The organism is Metaclostridioides mangenotii (assembly GCF_018917235.1).
In the GTDB taxonomy this organism is placed as follows: Bacteria; Bacillota; Clostridia; order Peptostreptococcales; family Peptostreptococcaceae; genus Metaclostridioides.
The window spans coordinates 1-20,088 of sequence record NZ_JAHLOF010000002.1; the positions used below are offsets into that span (position 1 = coordinate 1).

15 protein-coding genes and 1 rRNA gene are annotated in these 20,088 nt (G+C 31.5%); 2 read left to right on the forward strand and 14 right to left on the reverse strand.

Annotated elements, in window-relative coordinates:
- The 3 genes from KQI18_RS03345 to glyA all read right to left on the reverse strand — a co-directional run.
- Nucleotides 1-124: ribosomal RNA gene (locus KQI18_RS03345) — 16S ribosomal RNA — on the reverse strand; the annotation flags it as partial.
- 424 nt (nt 125-548) lie between these two features.
- Entirely contained in the window at nt 549-1,922 is a 1,374-nt protein-coding gene (locus KQI18_RS03350) for a hypothetical protein (protein WP_216466257.1), read from the reverse strand.
- Nucleotides 1,923-1,994: 72 nt separating this feature from the next.
- On the reverse strand, nt 1,995-3,239 hold the full coding sequence (glyA, locus tag KQI18_RS03355; RefSeq protein WP_216466258.1) for a serine hydroxymethyltransferase: 1,245 nt from the start codon (nt 3,237-3,239) through the stop codon (nt 1,995-1,997).
- A gap of 320 nt (nt 3,240-3,559) precedes the next feature.
- Between glyA and KQI18_RS03360 the strand changes: the two genes are divergently transcribed.
- Complete coding sequence (locus tag KQI18_RS03360; protein WP_216466259.1) at nt 3,560-4,348, forward strand: threonine/serine exporter family protein; 789 nt, start codon at nt 3,560-3,562, stop codon at nt 4,346-4,348.
- A complete protein-coding gene (locus KQI18_RS03365) occupies nt 4,348-5,049 on the forward strand; it encodes a threonine/serine exporter family protein (protein ID WP_216466260.1) in 702 nt (233 codons plus the stop codon). Before KQI18_RS03360 ends, KQI18_RS03365 begins: the two co-directional genes overlap by 1 nt.
- Nucleotides 5,050-5,333: 284 nt before the next feature.
- On the opposite strand, the gene KQI18_RS03370 is transcribed toward KQI18_RS03365, so the two are convergent.
- The 11 genes from KQI18_RS03370 to KQI18_RS03420 form a co-directional block, all read right to left on the reverse strand.
- Nucleotides 5,334-5,771, reverse strand: a complete 438-nt coding sequence (locus KQI18_RS03370; RefSeq protein ID WP_216466261.1) for a SoxR reducing system RseC family protein — start codon at nt 5,769-5,771, stop codon at nt 5,334-5,336.
- Nucleotides 5,772-5,784: 13 nt separating this feature from the next.
- A complete protein-coding gene (locus tag KQI18_RS03375; protein ID WP_216466262.1) occupies nt 5,785-6,078 on the reverse strand; it encodes a metal-sensitive transcriptional regulator in 294 nt (97 codons plus the stop codon).
- Nucleotides 6,079-6,505: 427 nt separating this feature from the next.
- A complete protein-coding gene (aspS, locus tag KQI18_RS03380) occupies nt 6,506-8,287 on the reverse strand; it encodes an aspartate--tRNA ligase (RefSeq protein WP_216466263.1) in 1,782 nt (593 codons plus the stop codon).
- 175 nt (nt 8,288-8,462) lie between these two features.
- Nucleotides 8,463-9,725, reverse strand: a complete 1,263-nt coding sequence (gene hisS / locus KQI18_RS03385; protein WP_216466264.1) for a histidine--tRNA ligase — start codon at nt 9,723-9,725, stop codon at nt 8,463-8,465.
- Nucleotides 9,706-11,322, reverse strand: a complete 1,617-nt coding sequence (gene hemZ / locus KQI18_RS03390) for a coproporphyrinogen dehydrogenase HemZ (RefSeq protein WP_216466265.1) — start codon at nt 11,320-11,322, stop codon at nt 9,706-9,708. Before hemZ ends, hisS begins: the two co-directional genes overlap by 20 nt.
- A 24-nt stretch (nt 11,323-11,346) precedes the next feature.
- Entirely contained in the window at nt 11,347-11,964 is a 618-nt protein-coding gene (locus tag KQI18_RS03395; protein WP_216466266.1) for an MBL fold metallo-hydrolase, read from the reverse strand.
- A 12-nt stretch (nt 11,965-11,976) separates the two neighbouring features.
- A complete protein-coding gene (gene dtd, locus KQI18_RS03400) occupies nt 11,977-12,426 on the reverse strand; it encodes a D-aminoacyl-tRNA deacylase (protein ID WP_216466267.1) in 450 nt (149 codons plus the stop codon).
- Nucleotides 12,427-12,441: 15 nt separating this feature from the next.
- Nucleotides 12,442-14,661 carry a RelA/SpoT family protein gene (locus tag KQI18_RS03405; protein WP_216466268.1) on the reverse strand — a complete coding sequence of 740 codons (2,220 nt, stop codon included), beginning with the start codon at nt 14,659-14,661 and terminating at the stop codon, nt 12,442-12,444.
- A gap of 595 nt (nt 14,662-15,256) precedes the next feature.
- Nucleotides 15,257-15,769 (reverse strand): adenine phosphoribosyltransferase, encoded by a 513-nt coding sequence (locus KQI18_RS03410; protein WP_216466269.1) that lies wholly within the window; start codon nt 15,767-15,769, stop codon nt 15,257-15,259.
- Between the two features lie 10 nt (nt 15,770-15,779).
- On the reverse strand, nt 15,780-18,254 hold the full coding sequence (recJ, locus tag KQI18_RS03415) for a single-stranded-DNA-specific exonuclease RecJ (protein ID WP_216466270.1): 2,475 nt from the start codon (nt 18,252-18,254) through the stop codon (nt 15,780-15,782).
- A gap of 94 nt (nt 18,255-18,348) precedes the next feature.
- Nucleotides 18,349-20,010 carry an ABC1 kinase family protein gene (locus KQI18_RS03420; protein ID WP_216466271.1) on the reverse strand — a complete coding sequence of 554 codons (1,662 nt, stop codon included), beginning with the start codon at nt 20,008-20,010 and terminating at the stop codon, nt 18,349-18,351.
- Nucleotides 20,011-20,088 lie beyond the last annotated feature (78 nt).

Here is a 20,088-nt window from a genome sequence, read left to right on the forward strand (position 1 = left end):
CAGGGTAGGTTACCCACGCGTTACTCACCCGTCCGCCGCTCTCCCCCGAAGGGGTTCGCTCGACTTGCATGTGTTAGGCACGCCGCCAGCGTTCATCCTGAGCCAGGATCAAACTCTCATAAAAAATTTGATGGCTCAGATACTATTGTTATCAAAATATCTGGCTTTATATGGTTTGTTTCTTGTTTTCTTATAAATTAACCTACTGTTTAATTTTCAATGTTCTTTTTGTACCCGCTTCGAGTACATGTATAATAATATCACCTTATTTTAATATGGTCAACTATTTTTTACATTTTTTTTATATTTTTTTAATTTTTTTTTATTTTATTACCTATGTATTGTATTTAACTGTGTTTTATAAAGTCCATTTCTAATCAATTATCTATAATATTAGCTATTCTTGAAAAGAATTAAAGATCTTATTAAATTATACTTCTTAATACCAAATCAATTAAGTAACTTAATAAAGTGATAAATTAAAATGTTAAAATGACTGTCTAGTATAAGAACAGTCACTTTAACGCTAAAGTATTAATTGCGAAACCCTATATGATAAACATTGCAACTATAGTTGTTGCTATAAGGCCAATTATAACTGGTTTAAAGTTTCTCTTAGCAAGTTCAATTGGATCAACTCCACAAATTGCTGCTGCAGATATCAATCCCCATGGTACTAGGCATCCACCACCTACCCAGATACCAGCAATTTGACCTAAAGCTGCCAAAGCTCCAATACTTGCGTTTATTGCGGTTCCGAAGACAGAAGCCAAGGATCCTACTAGAGAGATTCCCGAAAAACCTGAACCATCTAATCCGGTTATAGCCCCTACTACAGTTTGTATACCAGCAACTGCAACTTTATTTAGTGGTACTGAATTTGATATGGCAATACCTATATCAGATAAAAGGCCGCCAGATCCCTTTGCCAATACAGGACCAAATACACTTGTAAGCGGATCGACTTCTCCCATATAAAAGAAAGCTGCTATCGGAATTATGGCACCAAATATTTTTATTCCAAACACAAAACCCTCTATTATATTTTCACAGACTTTATCAAAACTGTCTTTACCATAGTTCATAAGATCAATTAAAATAATTAAAAATACAGCAGTTCCGCCTAATAGTGCAGTTGCATCGCCACCTTTTAAGTCGAAAATAAACATTACTGCTATATCCATTGTAAATGCTACTCCTACCATCAATGTTGCTATTCTAGCTTTTATATTAAATTTTTTCTCTTGTTTCTCTTCTGCATCTCTTACTTCATTTAAAAATAACCCCTTTTTTATATCTCTCTTTAAAGTATAAAAAGCAACAGCTATAGTTACTATTGCCATTACCCAAAATAAAATCATCCCATCGTTAATTACATCTGCCACTTCAACTCCTGCAGCTCCAGATGTTATACTGGGAGCCCCTTGTATAAAAAAATCGGTAGATAACGCAAGACCATGACCAAATAAATTTAGTGCCACTGCTACTCCAATAGCAGGTAATCCAGCTCTAATCGCCACTGGCAAGAATATCGCCCCAACTAACGCTACTGCTGGGGTAGGCCAGAAAAACCAAGATAAAATCAACATAACTACTCCTGTGACAAAAAACGCAGAAGTTGGATTTTTAATTACTTTAGAAAACGGCTTAACCATATACTCAATAGCGTCATTTTCTTCTAATGCTTTTGATAAAGCAACCATTATTGCTATTATAAGTATTATTGGACCCAGCTCGTTTAAAGATATTATAAAAGAATTAAAAACTGCTCCTATAGCACCAAAAAGAGTCTTATTATAAAAAATTCCTAGAGAAAAAATCCCTAAGATGCAAGGAACAACAGTATCCTTTTTTAATATCATGGTTACTAAAATAATAAAGATAAACGAAATATAAATATAGTGTGCTGTTGTCAAAGCCATATATATTTCCCCTTTTCAAAAGATAATATATTATATGGGCAATTTGACAGTTTGTTACAGCACACTATCATATTAATCCATCAGATTGTATTGATTGTAAAGAGGATATTTCTCAGTCAAATCTACTACAAGTTTTTGAGCATTCACTTCGTCATTTTCAGTTAAGCATAAATCAATTGCTTCAGCTATTACAACCATATCCGCTTCTTTCATACCTCTTGTAGTAACTGCTGGAGTCCCTATTCTCACACCACTTGTTACAAAAGGGCCATTTGGATCAAAAGGAATCGTATTTTTATTTACAGTTATATAAGCATCATCTAATCTCTTTTCAGCTTCTTTACCAGTTATCGCCTTATTAGTTAAATCCAATAAAATCAAGTGGTTATCAGTTCCTCCAGAAATTAATTCAAAGCCTCTATTCCTTAGTTCATCGGCTAAAACCCTCGCATTTTTTACAACTTGATTTTGATATTCTTTAAAATCTTCACTAAGAGCTTCTTTAAAACATACAGCCTTTGAAGCGATTATATGCTCTAGTGGACCACCTTGTATTCCTGGAAATATAGCTTTATCAATTGCTTTAGCATATTCTTCCTTACATAATATTGCTCCTCCACGTGGGCCCCTCAAAGTTTTATGAGTAGTAGTCGTAACAAAATCAGCAAACTCACATGGATTTTGATGAAGTCCAGCGGCGACTAGACCCGCTATGTGAGCCATATCTACCATAAGTAGAGCTCCTACCTCATCTGCTATAACTTTAAACTTTTTAAAATCTATTTCCCTTGGATATGCACTTGCTCCAGCCACTATCATCTTCGGCTTTACTTCATGTGCGACCTTTCTAACATTTTCAAAATCTATAGTACCATCTTCAGTTGAAACTCCATACTCATGAAAGTCAAAGTATTGTCCAGAAATACTTACCTTTGAACCATGAGTTAAGTGACCTCCTTGAGATAAATTCATACCCATAACCACATCTCCTGGTTTTAGCATTGCAAAGTACACTCCTAAATTAGCATTCGCACCTGAATGTGGTTGAACATTTGCGTGTTCAGCCCCAAATATTCTTTTTAGTCTTTCGATTGCTATTGTTTCAATTTCATCTATATATTCGCATCCACCATAGTATCTTCTGCCTGGATACCCTTCCGCATACTTATTGGTCAAATGACTTCCCATGGATTCCATCACCGGTAATGAGACTATATTTTCAGAGGCGATCAATTCTATGTTACGTTGTTGCCTCGTAAGCTCTCTTTTCATACTATCATAAATTTCTTGATCCATTTTTTTTAAATTTTTAAACATGTTACTACCTCCTAAAATATAGTCTTATTATTTTGGTTCCCATAATTTTACATTATCAAATTGATAACAAATTATTAATACATGATTATAGAACCAAAGTAAATAATAGTCAAGTATTTTTTTAATTTATGTTTAAATATAAATAATAAGTACAAAATAATAAATAGCTTTCAAACGTTTTGATATCAATAATAAAAGGCTATTTTTTATTATTTAAATATTGTTAAAAAAAAATTAATTATTTTTTTTTATAATAGGTATTAACTTTGCATATAAATTTGATATAATCACAATATCATTACTTTTATTGGAGGTGTGTTATGGGGGAAAAAAGTATCCAAAGCCAGAAAAAAGATGTACTCAAAGTTGCATTATTTGTTGGTGAGCTTATGATGAAAAACGGTGCTGAAACTTACCGTGTGGAAGATAGTTTGCTTAGAATTTGTAAATCTAGAGGATTTAATCACGTCAATGTGTTTACAACCCCAACAGTAGTTATCATTTCCGATGAAAAATTTGATGGGTTGTCTTTTATGAAGACTATTGATTTTAGAGGAATAAACTTAAATAAAATTTCACTACTAAACGAATTCTCTAGAGAATTTGTAAGCAACAAAGATTACGATACTAAAAGTGCTATCTCTAGGCTATACGAAATACAAAATTTAAAACCGTATCCAATGCCTATTTATTATACATTTACAGGACTCGGATCAGCATGTTTCGCTTGCTTACTAGGTGGAAATAGCATTTTAAACTTTATACTCACATTTATCATAGCGATATGTGCTGCTATTACTTACAATCAAATAATGAGGTTAAGTTCTATAACAGTTTTTTCGTGTTTAGTTACTTCTTTCCTAATTGCTGTCTCCGGTGTGTTGTTATCAGAGATTGGTATACTTGGAGATCCCAAGATGCTAATCGTTGGATCGATAATGCCACTGCTACCTGGAGTCGCTTTTATAAAGGCAATTAGGGATTTAATTTCGGGAAATCTACTCTCTGGAATTTCTAGGGCATTTGATGCTGCGATGATTATTGTATCAATAGCCGCAGGTGTAGGTTTTGTACTTAATATGTGGTATAAAATAGGAGGTATCTTATAATGACTGATATGCCAATAATTTTGCATTTTTTCTTTTCAGGGCTTGCAACCGTTGGTTTTGCAGTCTTTTTTAATACTCCTACCCGTCTTTTAGCGCCAGCAGGTATAACTGGTGGTATAGGTTGGATTATTTATATATACTTATTTAATCTATCTACAAGTACAGCATTTGCTGGGTTTGTTGCCGGTGCTTTTGTCTCATTGTGTAGTGAAATTCTAGCAAGAAAAATGAAGCAACCGGCTATAGTATTTGTTATACCAGGTATTCTACCGCTAATCCCCGGGATAGGTCTCTACAATACGATGTTATTTATGATTCAAAAAAATTACTCTATGTCAGTTACTAAAGGAACTGATGCTATATTTTTAAGTGCTGCGATAGCCCTTGGAGTACTTGTTATAACATCGCTTGTAAGAACATTGAATATTGTTAGATCTAGGCAGATCGCCGAAAGAAAACAAAGAAAACTAGCACAAGAAGCTATTAAAGCAGGTAATTCTTCAGAAATCAACCCACAAATTGACAATCAATCAGATTATGGGTATAGCTCAACTGAAAGAGGAATTGAAACTAAAGAATACGATTATGAAGTTTTAAATAAAAAATCAGATTCTAATATATCTTGTTATAATGATGACTTTAGTCAAAGTCCAAGTATAGATTTTGATTTAGATGATTTAGAACCTAAACCAAAGAACTAATATTTAAAAATAAAACCTACTGAATTAGAATACATAAACTAGTCCAGTAGGTTTTTTATATAATTTTTATAACGATCTCATGATTTTTTCCTAATTATAACTTAATTCATAAACAGACTATACGATTTAATAGTAACAGAAACTAAAAATACAAAATAAAAATGGGTTATTAAAATCAACTAAATCACAAGATACGAAATGTAATTCAATGAATTTTATAACCCTAATCTAATCCATATATTTTTATAATAAATTCATATATATTATTACCTTTTAGATATTACCTATAAATCAATTAAAATTCTAGTTACTACTGGAATATAATTTCTACTATCTTTAAATTTTTTATCATTTGCCTTCATCCACAAATAAGAAGCTAATGTTAGCGCAATTCCAATAACTGCACATATTATTTCTGTATTACCAGAAAAACCTAAAGCATTTAACGTATAATAAGTTCCGATTGTACCAACAAGCAGAGCAATTAATGGAACTATATAAACTATAGCAGCTGCCTTAATAACATTTATGTTATCCATATTAACTTCAACGTGATCCCCTACTTTTGCACCGTACGTATTATCAACTTCAACGAGTATATCCTTGCTCTCAGATGAAACTGTAGCACATTTTCCACAATGAGCACATGCTGAGTGTTGTTGCATCTGAACCTTTGCAGTTACCTCATCGATAATTTCAACAATAAATCCACTTTGATTCATTAAAAACTCCTCCTTACTTAGTAAACTTATTAATAGTGTCCATAAGTTCTTCAATTGTGTTATCTGTTTCTAAATAATCATCGTGCTTAATACTTTCAGTTACACAACCTTTAATGTGATTTTCAAGAAGTATAGTCCCAACTTTATTTATTGCAGATCTAACAGCTGAAATCTGAACAAGTATGTCTACACAGTATCTTTCGTCTTCAACCATCTTTTGAATTCCCTTTACTTGCCCCTCTATCTTCTTAAGTCTCTTCGAAAGAGCATCCTTATTATTTACTTGAGATAACTTTTTTTCTTCCATAAATTCACCTCATACGTTTTTTCTAGCTTATTTAGCTTTTATATCTATTATAGGTTTTTCTTTCAAATACCTCAAGTGGTAATTATGGGTCGCTAAATAAATTACATTATAGATTGATGCTCCACGGCAAAATTATCGGTACGATTTTGATTGTCGCATCACCCTATAATGAATTTATTTAGCTGGACCATTCTTTGGGGTTAGAAGGAGATAAAAATATATTATATTTTTATGCTTATTAAAACTAATGTTTTAATAAGCGTTTGATTTAAAATCTTTTCAAGACCTTAAAACCGTTAGGTTAATATAATAATCTTCTTTTCATTCACTTAAAACCGCTAGGTTAATATAATAATCTTCTCTTCATTCACTTAAAACCGCTAGGTTAATATAATAATCTTCTCTTCATTCACTTAAAACCGTTAGGTTATTTTTGTGGTACTATCTTTAAACCTAACTCTTCAAGTTGCTTATCTTCAGCTGGTGTTGGAGCATTAGTAAGTGGACAAGCAGCATTTTGATTTTTAGGGAATGCTATTACCTCTCTTATATTATTTTCTTTTGCAAGTAGCATTACTAGTCTATCTAAACCAATAGCTATTCCTGCATGAGGAGGTGCTCCATATTTAAATGCTTCTATAAAGTATCCAAATCTTTCTTCAACTGTTTCATCTGAAAGCCCAAGAGCTTTAAACATTCTTTTTTGTACTTCAGAATCAGATATTCTAACACTTCCACCACCAAGTTCATATCCATTTGCTACAATATCATAAGCCTTAGCTTTCAAAGATGCTTTGTCTTCTTGCTCTATTTTGTCTAAGTCTTCATCAAGTGGCGATGTGAACGGATGGTGCATTGGAGCAAATGTTCCTGTTTCTTCGTCTTCCTCAAATATAGGGAATTCAGTAACCCAAAGTAATTCAAATTTATCTTTATCCTGAAGTCCCAATCTATTTGCAGCTTCTAATCTAACTTGACCTAAAGCATCGAAAACTACAGAGTTTTTATCTGCTACAAATAATAGTAAATCTCCTACATGAGCATCCATTCTATCTACTATTTTATTTAATTCTTCTTCTGTAAAGAATTTAGCTATTGGAGAAGTAACACCTTCATCAGTTATTTTCATCCAAGCTAATCCCTTAGCTTTATAAGTTTTAGCATGATCTTCTAGAGATGTTATTTGCTTTCTAGTAAAATCATCTGCATGACCTTTTACATTTATTCCTCTAACACTGTTTCCCGGTTTAGTTGCATCTGCAAATACTTTAAATCCACAGTCAGCTACTATGTCAGATATGTTTACAAGTTCGAATCCAAATCTTAAATCAGGTTTGTCTGAACCGTATTTTTCCATCGCTTCTACATACTTCATTTGTCTAATTGGTAATTCTATGTCTACTCCGACAGTTTCTTTAAAAATCTCTTTTAGCATGCCTTCCATCATTGTAATAACATCATCTTGCTCCACGAAAGACATTTCGCAGTCTATTTGTGTAAACTCTGGTTGTCTATCAGCTCTCAAGTCCTCATCTCTGAAACACTTAACTATTTGGAAATATTTATCCATTCCTGACAGCATTAATAACTGTTTTAGTAATTGTGGAGATTGTGGTAGACCGTAGAACTTTCCTTGGTTAACTCTACTTGGCACTAAATAATCCCTAGCTCCTTCTGGAGTCGGATTTATTAAAAATGGTGTCTCTATTTCACAGAATCCATCATTTGATAAATAACGTCTTACTATGTTAGTCACTTGGTGTCTAAGTAGTAAATTATTTTGCATATGAGGTTTTCTAAGATCTAAATATCTGTACTTAAGTCTTAAAGCTTCAGAAACATCATCGTCATCTTTTATATAAATCGGAGGTGTCTCTGATTTATTAAGTATCCTAAGTTCTGTAGCAAAAACTTCAATGTCTCCTGTAGGCATATTTGGGTTTTTAGATTGTCTTTCAGAAACTTTTCCCTTAATTGCTATTACATATTCAGAACCTAATTCATCAGATTTTTCGAATGCTTCTTTGTTTACATCTACATCAAATACAATTTGACATATACCACTTCTATCTCTCAAATCTGTAAAAACTAGTCCACCTAAATTTCTTTTCTTTTGTACCCATCCCATGAGTACAACTTCTTCGTCTATATTAGTCTCTCTTAACTCACCACAGTAATGAGTTCGCTTTAATCCATTTAACGTATCCAAAATGCTACCTCCATCTATTATAGTATCGTACTATTATAACTCTATCACAATTATTAAAATTATCATTTTGTATTTGATCTGTCAATATACTTGTATCTCTATAGTACGATATTCAAACTATTAATTACAATCATTTAAAACTACTAAAGCATATTTAATAATCAAAATAATAAAATTACAGCACTGCTTTTAATTCTTCAACTAAATTGCTTAGCTTTACAGTTTTTTGCTCAGAATTACTCATATTCTTAAGTGTAGCTAAATCATTTTCTAATTCATCATCGCCAATTACTACTGTATACTTAGCTTTTATTTTATCAGAGTATTTAAATTGAGCTTTAACACTTCTGTCTATGTGATCTTTGTCTGAACTAATTTGATTCGCTCTAAGCTCTTTTAATAATCCAAAACTCTTAACCTTAGCTTTGTTTCCTATAGTAACAATGAAAATGTCTGTTGAATTAGGGTTTTCTATATCAATATTATTGTTTTCTAATGTAAGAAGAAGTCTCTCTACTCCTAAACCAAAACCTATGCCACTAGTACCCTTTGGTCCTCCGATTTGCTCTACAAGACCATCGTATCTACCGCCTCCACAAACTGTACTTTGCGCACCTATATCGTTTGATATAATTTCAAATGCAGTTTTTCTGTAGTAGTCAAGCCCTCTTACTATTTTTTTATCTATAACAAAATTAATATCCATTTCTTTTAAGTAAGTTTGCAATGTTGAAAAATGTTCTTCACACTCTTCACATAAGTTATCTACAATGTAAGGTATATCCTTTAAATTTTCTTGACAAGTAGGATTTTTACAATCGATCACTCTCATCGGATTTTTTTCCATTCTTTCATTGCAAGTCTCACAAAGTACATCTGCTTTAGATCTCAAAAATTCCATGAGTTTTTTATTGTAAGTCTCTCTACAAACTGGACATCCCACAGAGTTTATACTTACAACTAGGTCTTTAAGGCCAAGTTCATTTAAGAATTGAACTGCTAATGATATGACTTCAGCATCTAAAGAAGGAGTATCACTTCCAATCGCTTCTATTCCAAATTGGTGGAACTGTCTTTGTCTTCCCGCTTGAGGTCTTTCGTATCTAAAGCATGGAGTTATATAAAATAACTTAGTAGGTTGTGTTTCACTGTATATTTTATTTTCAACGAATGCTCTTATAGCACCTGCTGTTCCTTCTGGTTTTAGAGTTAAATTTCTTTCGCCTTTATCAGTAAACGAATACATTTCTTTTTGTACTATATCCGTAGTATCCCCTACACTTCTTTCAAAAAGTTCTGTGTGCTCAAACATAGGTGTTCTCATTTCTTCGTAACCGTATAAAGCGCAAATATTTCTAAAATGATTCTCTAAAAAAGTCCATTTGTAAACTTCTTTAGGAGTTATGTCTTTTGTCCCTCTAGGAGCTTTTGTTAACATTTCTATATACCTCCTTCTCTTTTCTCTGAGTCATCTCTTCAACTCTATCTATATAATGTTCAACATTTTTTACATTTTCAACTCTTTCTATTCTATTTTCATCGTTGTAGACAAACTTAGATATAGATCCTGCACCGAGTGCATAGTTGCTCTGTTTCTCTTCCATTACTTGTATATTGTATATACACTCATAACCATCTTTAGCATATCCTATATTCTCTAAATTTCCTACCATATGTTTTTGTCTGTACATATAGTATGGTTTTAGCCCCATATCGTAAGCGTATTTCATGGATAGTTCTATCATTTTTATGACCTCTTGATCATGCGTCAATTTACTCTTGTACTTATCCATATTAATTTTTAAATTTGATGCTCTTTTAACCGCCATCGTGTGTACAGTTAAACTTTCTGGGGAGAGTTTTTTTATTTCCTCTAAAGTATTTCTAACCATTTCTAAATCTTCATCTATAAGTCCGAGTATAATATCCATATTTATATTATTAAATCCCATTTTTCTGGCTAGATTGAAGCATTCTTTAATATCCTCAACCTTGTGCTCTCTTCCTATCTTCTCTAGTGTCTCATCATTCATTGTCTGTGGATTAATACTAATTCTAGTTACATTGTGTTTTTTTAGAACTTCTAACTTCTCTTTAGTTATAGTATCAGGTCTACCCGCTTCAACTGTAAATTCAAGTATTTTGGATAAATCAAGTTCCATAAAAAGTGCATTTATAAGTTTATCCATCTCCAGAGCACTTAGTGTAGTTGGCGTTCCTCCACCAATATATAGTGTCTCTATTTGTTTTCCTGTATTTTTTATTAAAATTGATACAGCTTTTATTTCTTCAATCAACTTATCCACATATACACTTTTTAAGTGTCCAAAATCAGCCAATGAATTTGAAGGAAACGAACAGTAAAGACATCTAGTTGGACAAAATGGTATGCTAACATATAGCGAAATTTTATTTTCATCAATTGGATAAATAAAAGTTCTCTCTTTCTTTGCTATATTTAAACATAAATCAATTTTATCATCACTAATAAAGTAATTTTTATTAAGATTTTCTCTAATTTGTGAAACATTAAATCCTTCACTCAACAAACTATGAACGACCTTAACTGGTCTAATTCCAGTTAAAATCCCCCATGGTACATAAGCATCATATAATTTTTTAAGAGCAATATAAAAACTTCTTTTTATAGTCTCTTTGCATACTTTTTTAGCAATCATTTGATCTTCTTTGTCAAGGAATTCAAAATCTTCTTTGATTAACTTTCTTTCTCTAAGGTCATTTATACTTTTACCGCTAAATGTTTTTATTTTTCCAAAAACTTCTAGACTATTTTTTTCTGTATATTCAAAAAATACTTGACCACCTCTAAAGTATTTAATCTCTGATGATAAAGTCTCGCCTTCTAGTGAAAGCGAGTTTATCATTAGAGGTTTGTCTTCTAGTTTTTCTTCGTTTGTTTCTTTAACTTTAAAATCTTCTATATGCTCTATAAATTTAAAATCATGAGTAAACATTTTTATTAACTCTGCGACTTCGTATTTATAGTCATGTCCTTTTAGTAAAACTTCTAACATCTTCAACAACTCCCTAATTTTAGACTATCTAAGATAAGGATTACTTTGTTTTTCTATTCCAAGTGTACTTGCTGGACCATGACCAGGATATACTCTAACATTATCTTCAAATTTACAAAGTTTCTTTAAGCTCTTTTCCATAGCTTTAAAATCTCCACCAAATAGGTCAGTTCTTCCTATACTACCTGCAAAAAGTGTATCTCCAGTTATCATATCATCGCCAAATCTTATACACATTCCACCTTGAGTGTGACCAGGAGTATGTATAAATCTCATACTTAGGTTTCCTAGTTTTAAAGTGTCTTTATCATCTACGTATATATCGGCATCGAATTCTTGAGCTCCACATTTCATCCTAGAACTTAAATTCTTATCTTTATCGTTTAGCATCTCTTTTTCATTTTTATTGGCAACTACTTTAGCGCCAGTTTTATTTTTTATTTCCATTACGTATCCAATGTGATCTCCATGACCATGCGTAAGAACTATATATTCAACCACAAGATCATTTTTCTTTATATAATTACTGATATTTTCTAGACTTCCACCTGGATCTACTACCATACATTTTTTAGTATCGTCATCGCTTACTACATAGCTATTTACTCCACAGTAATCATCAACAAATTTTTCCATTTTCATTTTGTATTCCCCCTAAAAAGATTTACTTGAATCTAACAGAATAGTTACAGGTCCATCATTTGTTAAGTCTACCATCATATGCGCTCCAAATTGTCCAGTTCCAACATTCAAGCCCTGTGCTTTTGCTTTTGCTACAAACTCTTCATATAATTTATCTGCCTGTTCTGGCCTCGCAGCATTTGTAAAACTAGGTCTTCTACCTTTTCTACAATCGCCATAAAGTGTAAATTGAGATACAACTAAAAGTTCTCCTCCAATATCTTTTAACGACAAATTCATCTTATCATCTTCATCTTCAAAGATTCTAAGGTTTAAAATCTTATCTATCATGTAATCAACATCTTTAGATGTATCGTCATGTGTTACTCCAAGTAAAACCATAAGCCCTTTATCTATTTTCCCTATTATATCTTCATCAACAGTAACACTTGATGAAGTTACTCTTTGAACTACTGATCTCATAGCATCCTCCTGACTTTAGTTGGTCATTCTATAGGCACTTTCTACACCTGGTATTGATTTGATCTTTTTCATCAGTGAATCAAGTTGAGGTGTACCATCGACCTCTATTAGTAAATTTATATTAACTATTGATTCTTTACCTTTTCTCGCATTTATCCCATTTAACGCAATTTTTTCAAGTGTGACAATATGAGTAACGTCATTTACAATTCCTCTTCTATCTACCGCTCGTATCTGTATTTCGGCCTCGAACTTAGCTTTATCAATACCATCCCATTCAACTTCTATAAGTCTATTTTTAAGGAAGTCATCTGAATCCTCTTTTGGGATTATGTTTGGACAATCTGTTCGATGGACTGCGACTCCTCTTCCCTTGGTGATATATCCAACTATACCATCTCCTGGAAGTGGATTACAACACTTAGCAAATCTTATAAGTATATTGTCTAGCCCCTTAACCCTAACACCTTGCTGAGAGCCTTTTTTTCTCTTACTACTGTATTCTTGGTCTGATATATTATGCTTGGCTATATCATCAACTTGTTGATGTTGTTCTGCCTTTTGTTTTTTTACATCTCTTAAATAAAGTTCTTTGACTTTACTCGTAACCTGAGAACCCATAAGACCGCCATAACCTATAGTTGCAATCAAATCTTCAACAGTCGGTTGATTAAACTTTTTAGATACTAAAGCCATATATTTATCAATACTTGAATCCTTAGTAGGAAGTCCATGTCTCTTAAATTCTCTTTCCATTATTAGATTACCACGCTCTATATTTTCTTCTCTTCTTTCTTTTTTAAAGAATTGTCTAATTCTACTCTTTGCATTTGGAGTTTTAACTATGTTTAGCCAATCTCTACTAGGTCCGTTAGAATTAGAAGAAGTCAGTATTTCCACTATATTTCCGTTTTTAAGTTTATAATCGAGTGGAACTATCTTACCATCTATTTTTGCACCTACGCATTTATTACCTACCTTTGTATGAACTCTGTAGGCAAAATCTATTGGAGTTGAATCAGCTGGAAGTTCTATTACATCACCCCTAGGTGTGAAAACATAAACTTGACTGTTGAATACATCTTCCTTTAGAGCATCCATAAATTCATGCGGATCTTTAACGTCCTTCTCCCATTCCATCATTTGTTTTAGCCATTGAAGTTTTTCTTGTGATCTCTGTGTCGTTGCATCAGTTATTCCCTCTTTGTACTTCCAGTGTGCAGCTATACCATTTTCAGCAATGTTGTGCATTTCATAAGTACGTATTTGGATTTCTAGTGGCTCACCATCGGGTCCAACAACTGTAGTGTGGAGAGATTGGTACAAATTTGGCTTTGGCATAGCTATATAGTCCTTAAATCTACCTGGAATTGGCTTCCAAAGTGTGTGTACAATACCTAAAACAGCATAACAATCCTTTACACTGTCTACTAAAACTCTGACAGCTGATAAATCAAATATCTCCTCAAATGTCTTGTGCTTTTTCTCCATCTTTTTATATATACTATAAAAATGCTTTGGTCTTCCGTAGACATCACATTCTATATTCATTTCATCAAATGTATCTTTTAATATTTTAACTATTTTTTCTATATAAGCCTCTCTCTGACTTCTCTTCATAGAAACACTATTTACTAATTTATAATAGCCATCTGGATCCATAAATCTTAAAGCTAAATCCTCTAATTCTACCTTAAATTTTGATATACCAAGTCTATGTGCAATGCCTCCGTATATCTCAAGAGTTTCCTTTGCCTTATATTTTGCCTTTTCTGGAGGCATATATTTAAGAGTTCTCATATTATGAAGTCTATCTGCCAATTTAATAAGAATCACACGTATATCCTTTGCCATTGCTAAAAACATCTTTCTTAAATTTTCAGACTGAGTCTCTTCTTTTGATTGGTATTTTATTTGACCAAGTTTTGTAACTCCATCTACTAAATCGGCTACATCTTGACCAAACATCTCCTTTATATCTTCGTAGGTGTACTCCGTATCCTCGACAACATCGTGAAGTAAACCTGCAGTTATAGTTTCTATATCTAACTCCATGTTAGCCAAAATATTAGCTACAGCGATAGGATGGATAAGATAAGGCTCACCAGACTTTCTAAGCTGTCCCTCATGTGCTTTTTTGGCTAGTTCATATGCATTTTCTACTAAAGTGAAGTCAGCATTCGGAGCGTAGGATTTAATTTTACCGATTAATTTTTCTAATTCTTTATCATGCATATAACCACCTGTTTAATCAAAATTTTGTTTCATCAAAATCTATTTAATTATTTTATTATTAAGTTCCCGATACAAAATAAATTTTGTTTCCTGCGCATTGTATAATCAAATAAACTTTTTAGTTTTATAGGGTAGTGCTAAAAGAAATAAAAATATAGAATATTTTTTATTTTTAATTGTTTACTATTAAGTTTCAAATTTATTTCAATTAAAATAACTTAATAACAATGTATGCTTATGTATTTAAAATAGATAAGCAAATTAATTTATAGATTGTTTCTCCTAATACCCTAATTATTTATATATAAGCAATTTCTTGAAATTTTTAAATTAATTAATGATCTTAAATTAACAATACTCATTTTAAGAAGTTGCATAAAAAATGTTTATACAAATAAAGTCAGAAAACTAGGTTTTCATGACTTATAAAAATATCACATATTTTTATCTCTTTGAGCTGATCCCTTAAAAGTCTTCATATTAATATATATCATTATCGAGCGGACAACAAAATTCATTAAACTTTATAAGCAGATTTAAGTCCACTCGATAAATACTAATTTAAGTAGCGTATTTATTACTATATCAATACTCTTTAGTACTTTATAAGAGATTTAACATCGTACTTTGTTAGTTTCTCTCGTGCATTTAAAAACTCCAATTCTATTAAAAATTGCATGGAAACAATTTCTCCTCCAAGCTTTTCAATAAGATTAGCAGAAGCTTCTACAGTTCCTCCAGTAGCTAATAAATCATCAACAATAGCTACTTTTGTACCTTTTGTTATAGCATCCTTATGTATTTCCAAAGTATCTGTACCATATTCTAAACCATATTCATATGATTCTGTTTCACCTGGAAGTTTACCAGGTTTTCTAATAGGAACAAACCCAATTCCTAAACCATAAGCTACTGGTGTACCCATCAAAAAACCTCTTGCTTCAGGACCGACTACAACGTCTATATCTTTTGATTTTAGATTTTCCACCATTGCATCTACTGCATATTTAAAAGCTTCTCCATCTTTTAGTAAAGTGGTTATATCTTTAAAATCTATACCTTCATGGGGAAAATCCATAATATCTCTTATCTTACTCTTTAAATCCATACAAACCCTCCTAATAGCTGCATTTAAATTTATTTATTAATTCATTCAAGTTTTTTAAAATAAGGCTACTGTTTAAATCCATTTTGCTATCTGGTTTCGGTAACATACTTATGAAGATGCTATCTTTTTCACAGCTATAATCGAGAAGTTTAAGTTCTTTAAATACACTTGATGCTGTAAAAAATTTCAATGGAGTTATACCAAAGATCTTTTTGATATCAACAAAATCAAGTTTTATTTCTTTATTTATCATAACATTTTTATAAATTGATAAAAAATCATCTCTATTTGGAATTAAGTTATCAATTATAGTTTGAATATACAATAGATTAGTTTCATTATAATACTTAATGATTTTACTATTTTCGCCTTTATTTTTGTAAATATGATTGTATTCGTCTAAACAAAATAAATAATCATAAAGAATAATATTATTATATCTTTTTAAATCTATTTTATCAATATAAGGAGCGAATATAAGTTGTATATTATCACTATCCCTCGATGTATCTACAATATTGTAATTTATATCAAAATCTCCATCTATCAAAGATACATCTGACAAGGCTGAGTTAAAACCATTTACTGAGTTTGCAATTATTAGGGTATTTGAATCAAAATACTCAAATACATCTATATTTGTATCTCCTTTTAGCGAATATTCATCTGTACTTTCTTCTTTTATAATATAATAAAGTTCGTCTAAATTATTTGGTACTAATTTTCTTATTAATCTAATGCTATCTTTGTCGTTATTTATATTTTTAGGACGATACATTCTCATATCTTTTAATAAAAATTGTATCTTGGTGTTACCCATATAGGTATTTTTATCTAACTGAAATAAAATATCTATCCTATCACCTACTTCAAAGTTATCGGCTAAGTATGCCATATTAAATCCTACGCACTCGTATTCATTAACTTTAATAGAACTCATGTCCCTTTGTTTTTTAACTTTTAACTTCAAATGCTGTCTAGTTTTTCCCATAATAAATATATCTTTTAATTCGCAGTTTCTCATTATAAATCTAGGTGTAGGATTACTCATACCAAAAGGCTCTAAATTATGTAATTCTTCAACTAGATCTAAACTAACGGAATCCTCTTCTAGCTCATACTCCACACTTATATTTTCTATCATGTCTTCTTTAGTCAAGCTGTAGTCTGCATATTTATTTACCTCATCTCTAAGCTTGTCTATATTTTCTAATGGAAGGGTAAGACCAGCTGCTTGCTCATGACCACCAAACTTTGTCATAAGATCAGAACATCTCATAAGTGCATCGAAGATACTAAATCCTTTGATTGATCTTGCAGATCCTGTGGCTTCTCCATCTTCTATATTTAAAAGAATTGTCGGCTTATAATATTTTTCTGTAAGTTTAGATGCTACAATGCCTATGATTCCATGTTGCCATCCTGCACTTGCTATAACTAATACTTTATCGTCCGCAAATCTTTTATCTAGATTTATAATTTCCTCTGCTTCTCTATACATATCTGCTTCAATAGCTTTTCTTTCTTCATTTTTATCTTCTAGAAGATTAGCTACTTCTTCTGCTTCTCTTTGTGAGTCTGTAGTAAACAACTCTACACCTAGATAAGAAAATCCGAGACGCCCTGCTGCGTTTATTCTGGGCCCTACGGCGAATCCAATATGTGATGAACCTATCTTATCACCTTCAACACCGCAGACCTTTAAAAGCTCTCTTAATCCCATATTTTTGCCTTTTCTCATCAGTTTTAAACCATTTTTTACGATAATTCTATTTTCGTCTTTAAGTGGCACAATATCACATATTGTTGCAAGTGTCACAATTTCTAAGTAATTGTACATCTTTGTCTCAAATTCTTCGGCTGGTGTCAAAGCTTGTATTAATTTAAATGCAATACCACAGCCACATAGCATATCAAACGGATAGTTGCAATCCACCTGCTTTGGATTAACTACTGCGTACGCATTAGGAATTTCTTCTTGACACTCATGGTGATCCGTTATTATTACATCTATTCCAAGTTCATTTGCCACATCCACTTCTTTTGTAGATGTAATACCACAGTCAACGCTAATTATTAGATCACAACCTCTATCATTAATAAGTCTAATTGCATCTTCATTTATACCGTATCCCTCTTCAAGCCTATTTGGAATATAGTAACTTACTGGATAATCTATATCTTTAAAGTAAAGACATAATACAGCAGTAGATGAAACCCCATCCACATCATAATCCCCATAGATCCAGATCTTTTCGTTATTTTCCATTGCTTTTTCTATTCTATCAACGGATTTTCTCATATCCTTCATTAAAAAAGGATCTCTTAAATACTTTAAAGAAGGATTCATAAATATTTCTGCATCTTCTTCTGTTTTAATTCCTCTATTTTCCAAAATCTGACTTATTTCCAGGGAAATTCCTAGATTATTCGTTAGATTATTTTTTGTAATTTTTCCGGAATGTTTTAAAGTCCATTTTTTCAAATACAATTCCCCCCTTATATCAAAGAATTGTTTGTTACTAAAATTTCTTCTCTATTTTTTAATATAATTTAATATTTATCGATAATTTACATTTCTAATCTTTGTATTTAGATCTTATACTTTTTATAACTAAAAATATTCCTATTAAAAATGATATAAAGAAACCAGACATAGCTGTATACTTTATCCATATATTATTTTCTATATTTGGAGAAGCCAAAATCAAAGATGATCCTATAATTATTGAAGCTAACACTAATGTTAAAGACATTTGAGAAGTCAGTTCCACTATTACAGACTCTAACTTAGTCATTTTAACATCTTCGATGTTAAGTTTTATATTGTTTCTCTCTATATTACGAAGTATCGATTTGAGTTGTTTTGGAATCGATTTTAAATCCAAAACTACTTCTTCAATATTTTGTCTAGAATCAGCAATGAGATCTTTTAATTTTAACTTATGTTTGTAATAATGTTTTAAAAATTCTTTACTCAAAGAATCTAAAGAAAATTTAGGATTTAGTAATCTAGCTGTACCCTCAAGAGTTATTACTGTTTTAGCTAAAATAATTAGTTGATTCGGAAGAACTACATTGTACTTTCTAAAAAATCTAAAAACTTCATTTAGTATTTCTGTAGCACTGATTTTTTCAAGAGGAACATCGTAGTAATAATGGATAAGATATAAAAGATCCTGCCTAAACCCCGATAAATTGGATTCGCTAGATAGTGCATCCATTTCTAAGAGTAAGTATATTATTTTATCTACGTTTTTATCAACTACTGCTAAAGAAATCTCATTTAACATTTTTAAAGTCTTATTGTCTATAATTCCGATCATGCCGAAATCAATGTATGATATCTTATTTTTTCCAATAACAAATATATTCCCTGGGTGAGGATCTGCGTGGAAAAATCCATCCGATAGTATTTGTACAAAAAATGATCTAACCCCGATGTTAGCGATATTTTTAGCATCCCATCCGAGACTCTTGATCTTCTCAATATCGCTAAGCTTTATGCCTTTAACTTTTTCCATAACTAAGACTTTCTTTGTACACCACTCTAAATACACTTCAGGTATATATACTTCATCGCTGTCTTTAAACATTTTTCTAAATTTCGTTGCACTTATGGCTTCAAAAGTATAGTCCAGCTCTCTTAAAAGCTGTGTCTCAAATTCTTCTATTATTTCAACTAAATCGATCTTATAATCTTTTTTTAGATCTTTTAATGTAACAGCAATGGTCTTTAAAATTTCAAGATCTGATTTTATAGTATTTTCTATATTTGGCCTTTGAACCTTAATTATAACTTCTTCTCCAGTATTAAGTGTTGCTTCATATACTTGCCCTATTGAAGCAGCAGCAATTGGCTCTTCATTAAAATGAGAAAATACCTGTTTTATTCCTTGCCCTATCTCCTCTTCAAATATTTCTAAGGCTATTCCAGTTGGAAATTTACCTGTATCGTCTCTAAGTTTTGAAAGCTCATCTATAATATCCTGATCAAGAAGATCTTTTCTTGTGCTTAGTATTTGACCTATCTTTATGTATGTTGGGCCAAGTTCCTCAAGTGCAAACGTCAACCTCTCTCCAGTCGACATATTTTTAATATTTTCAGTTGTATCAAAGATCGGTATTTTATAGGCTATGCCTTCAATATTTAGTTTTTCTACTATGAAACTAAATCCATATTTTATTAAAACATAAGCTATTTCTCTATAACGTTTTAAATGCCTATAACTAATTCTCAAATTACTTCCTCCTCTAATAGACAAAACTCTTTTTCTATCCTAAGAAGGAGACAATAAAATATTGCCCCCCTCTAAATT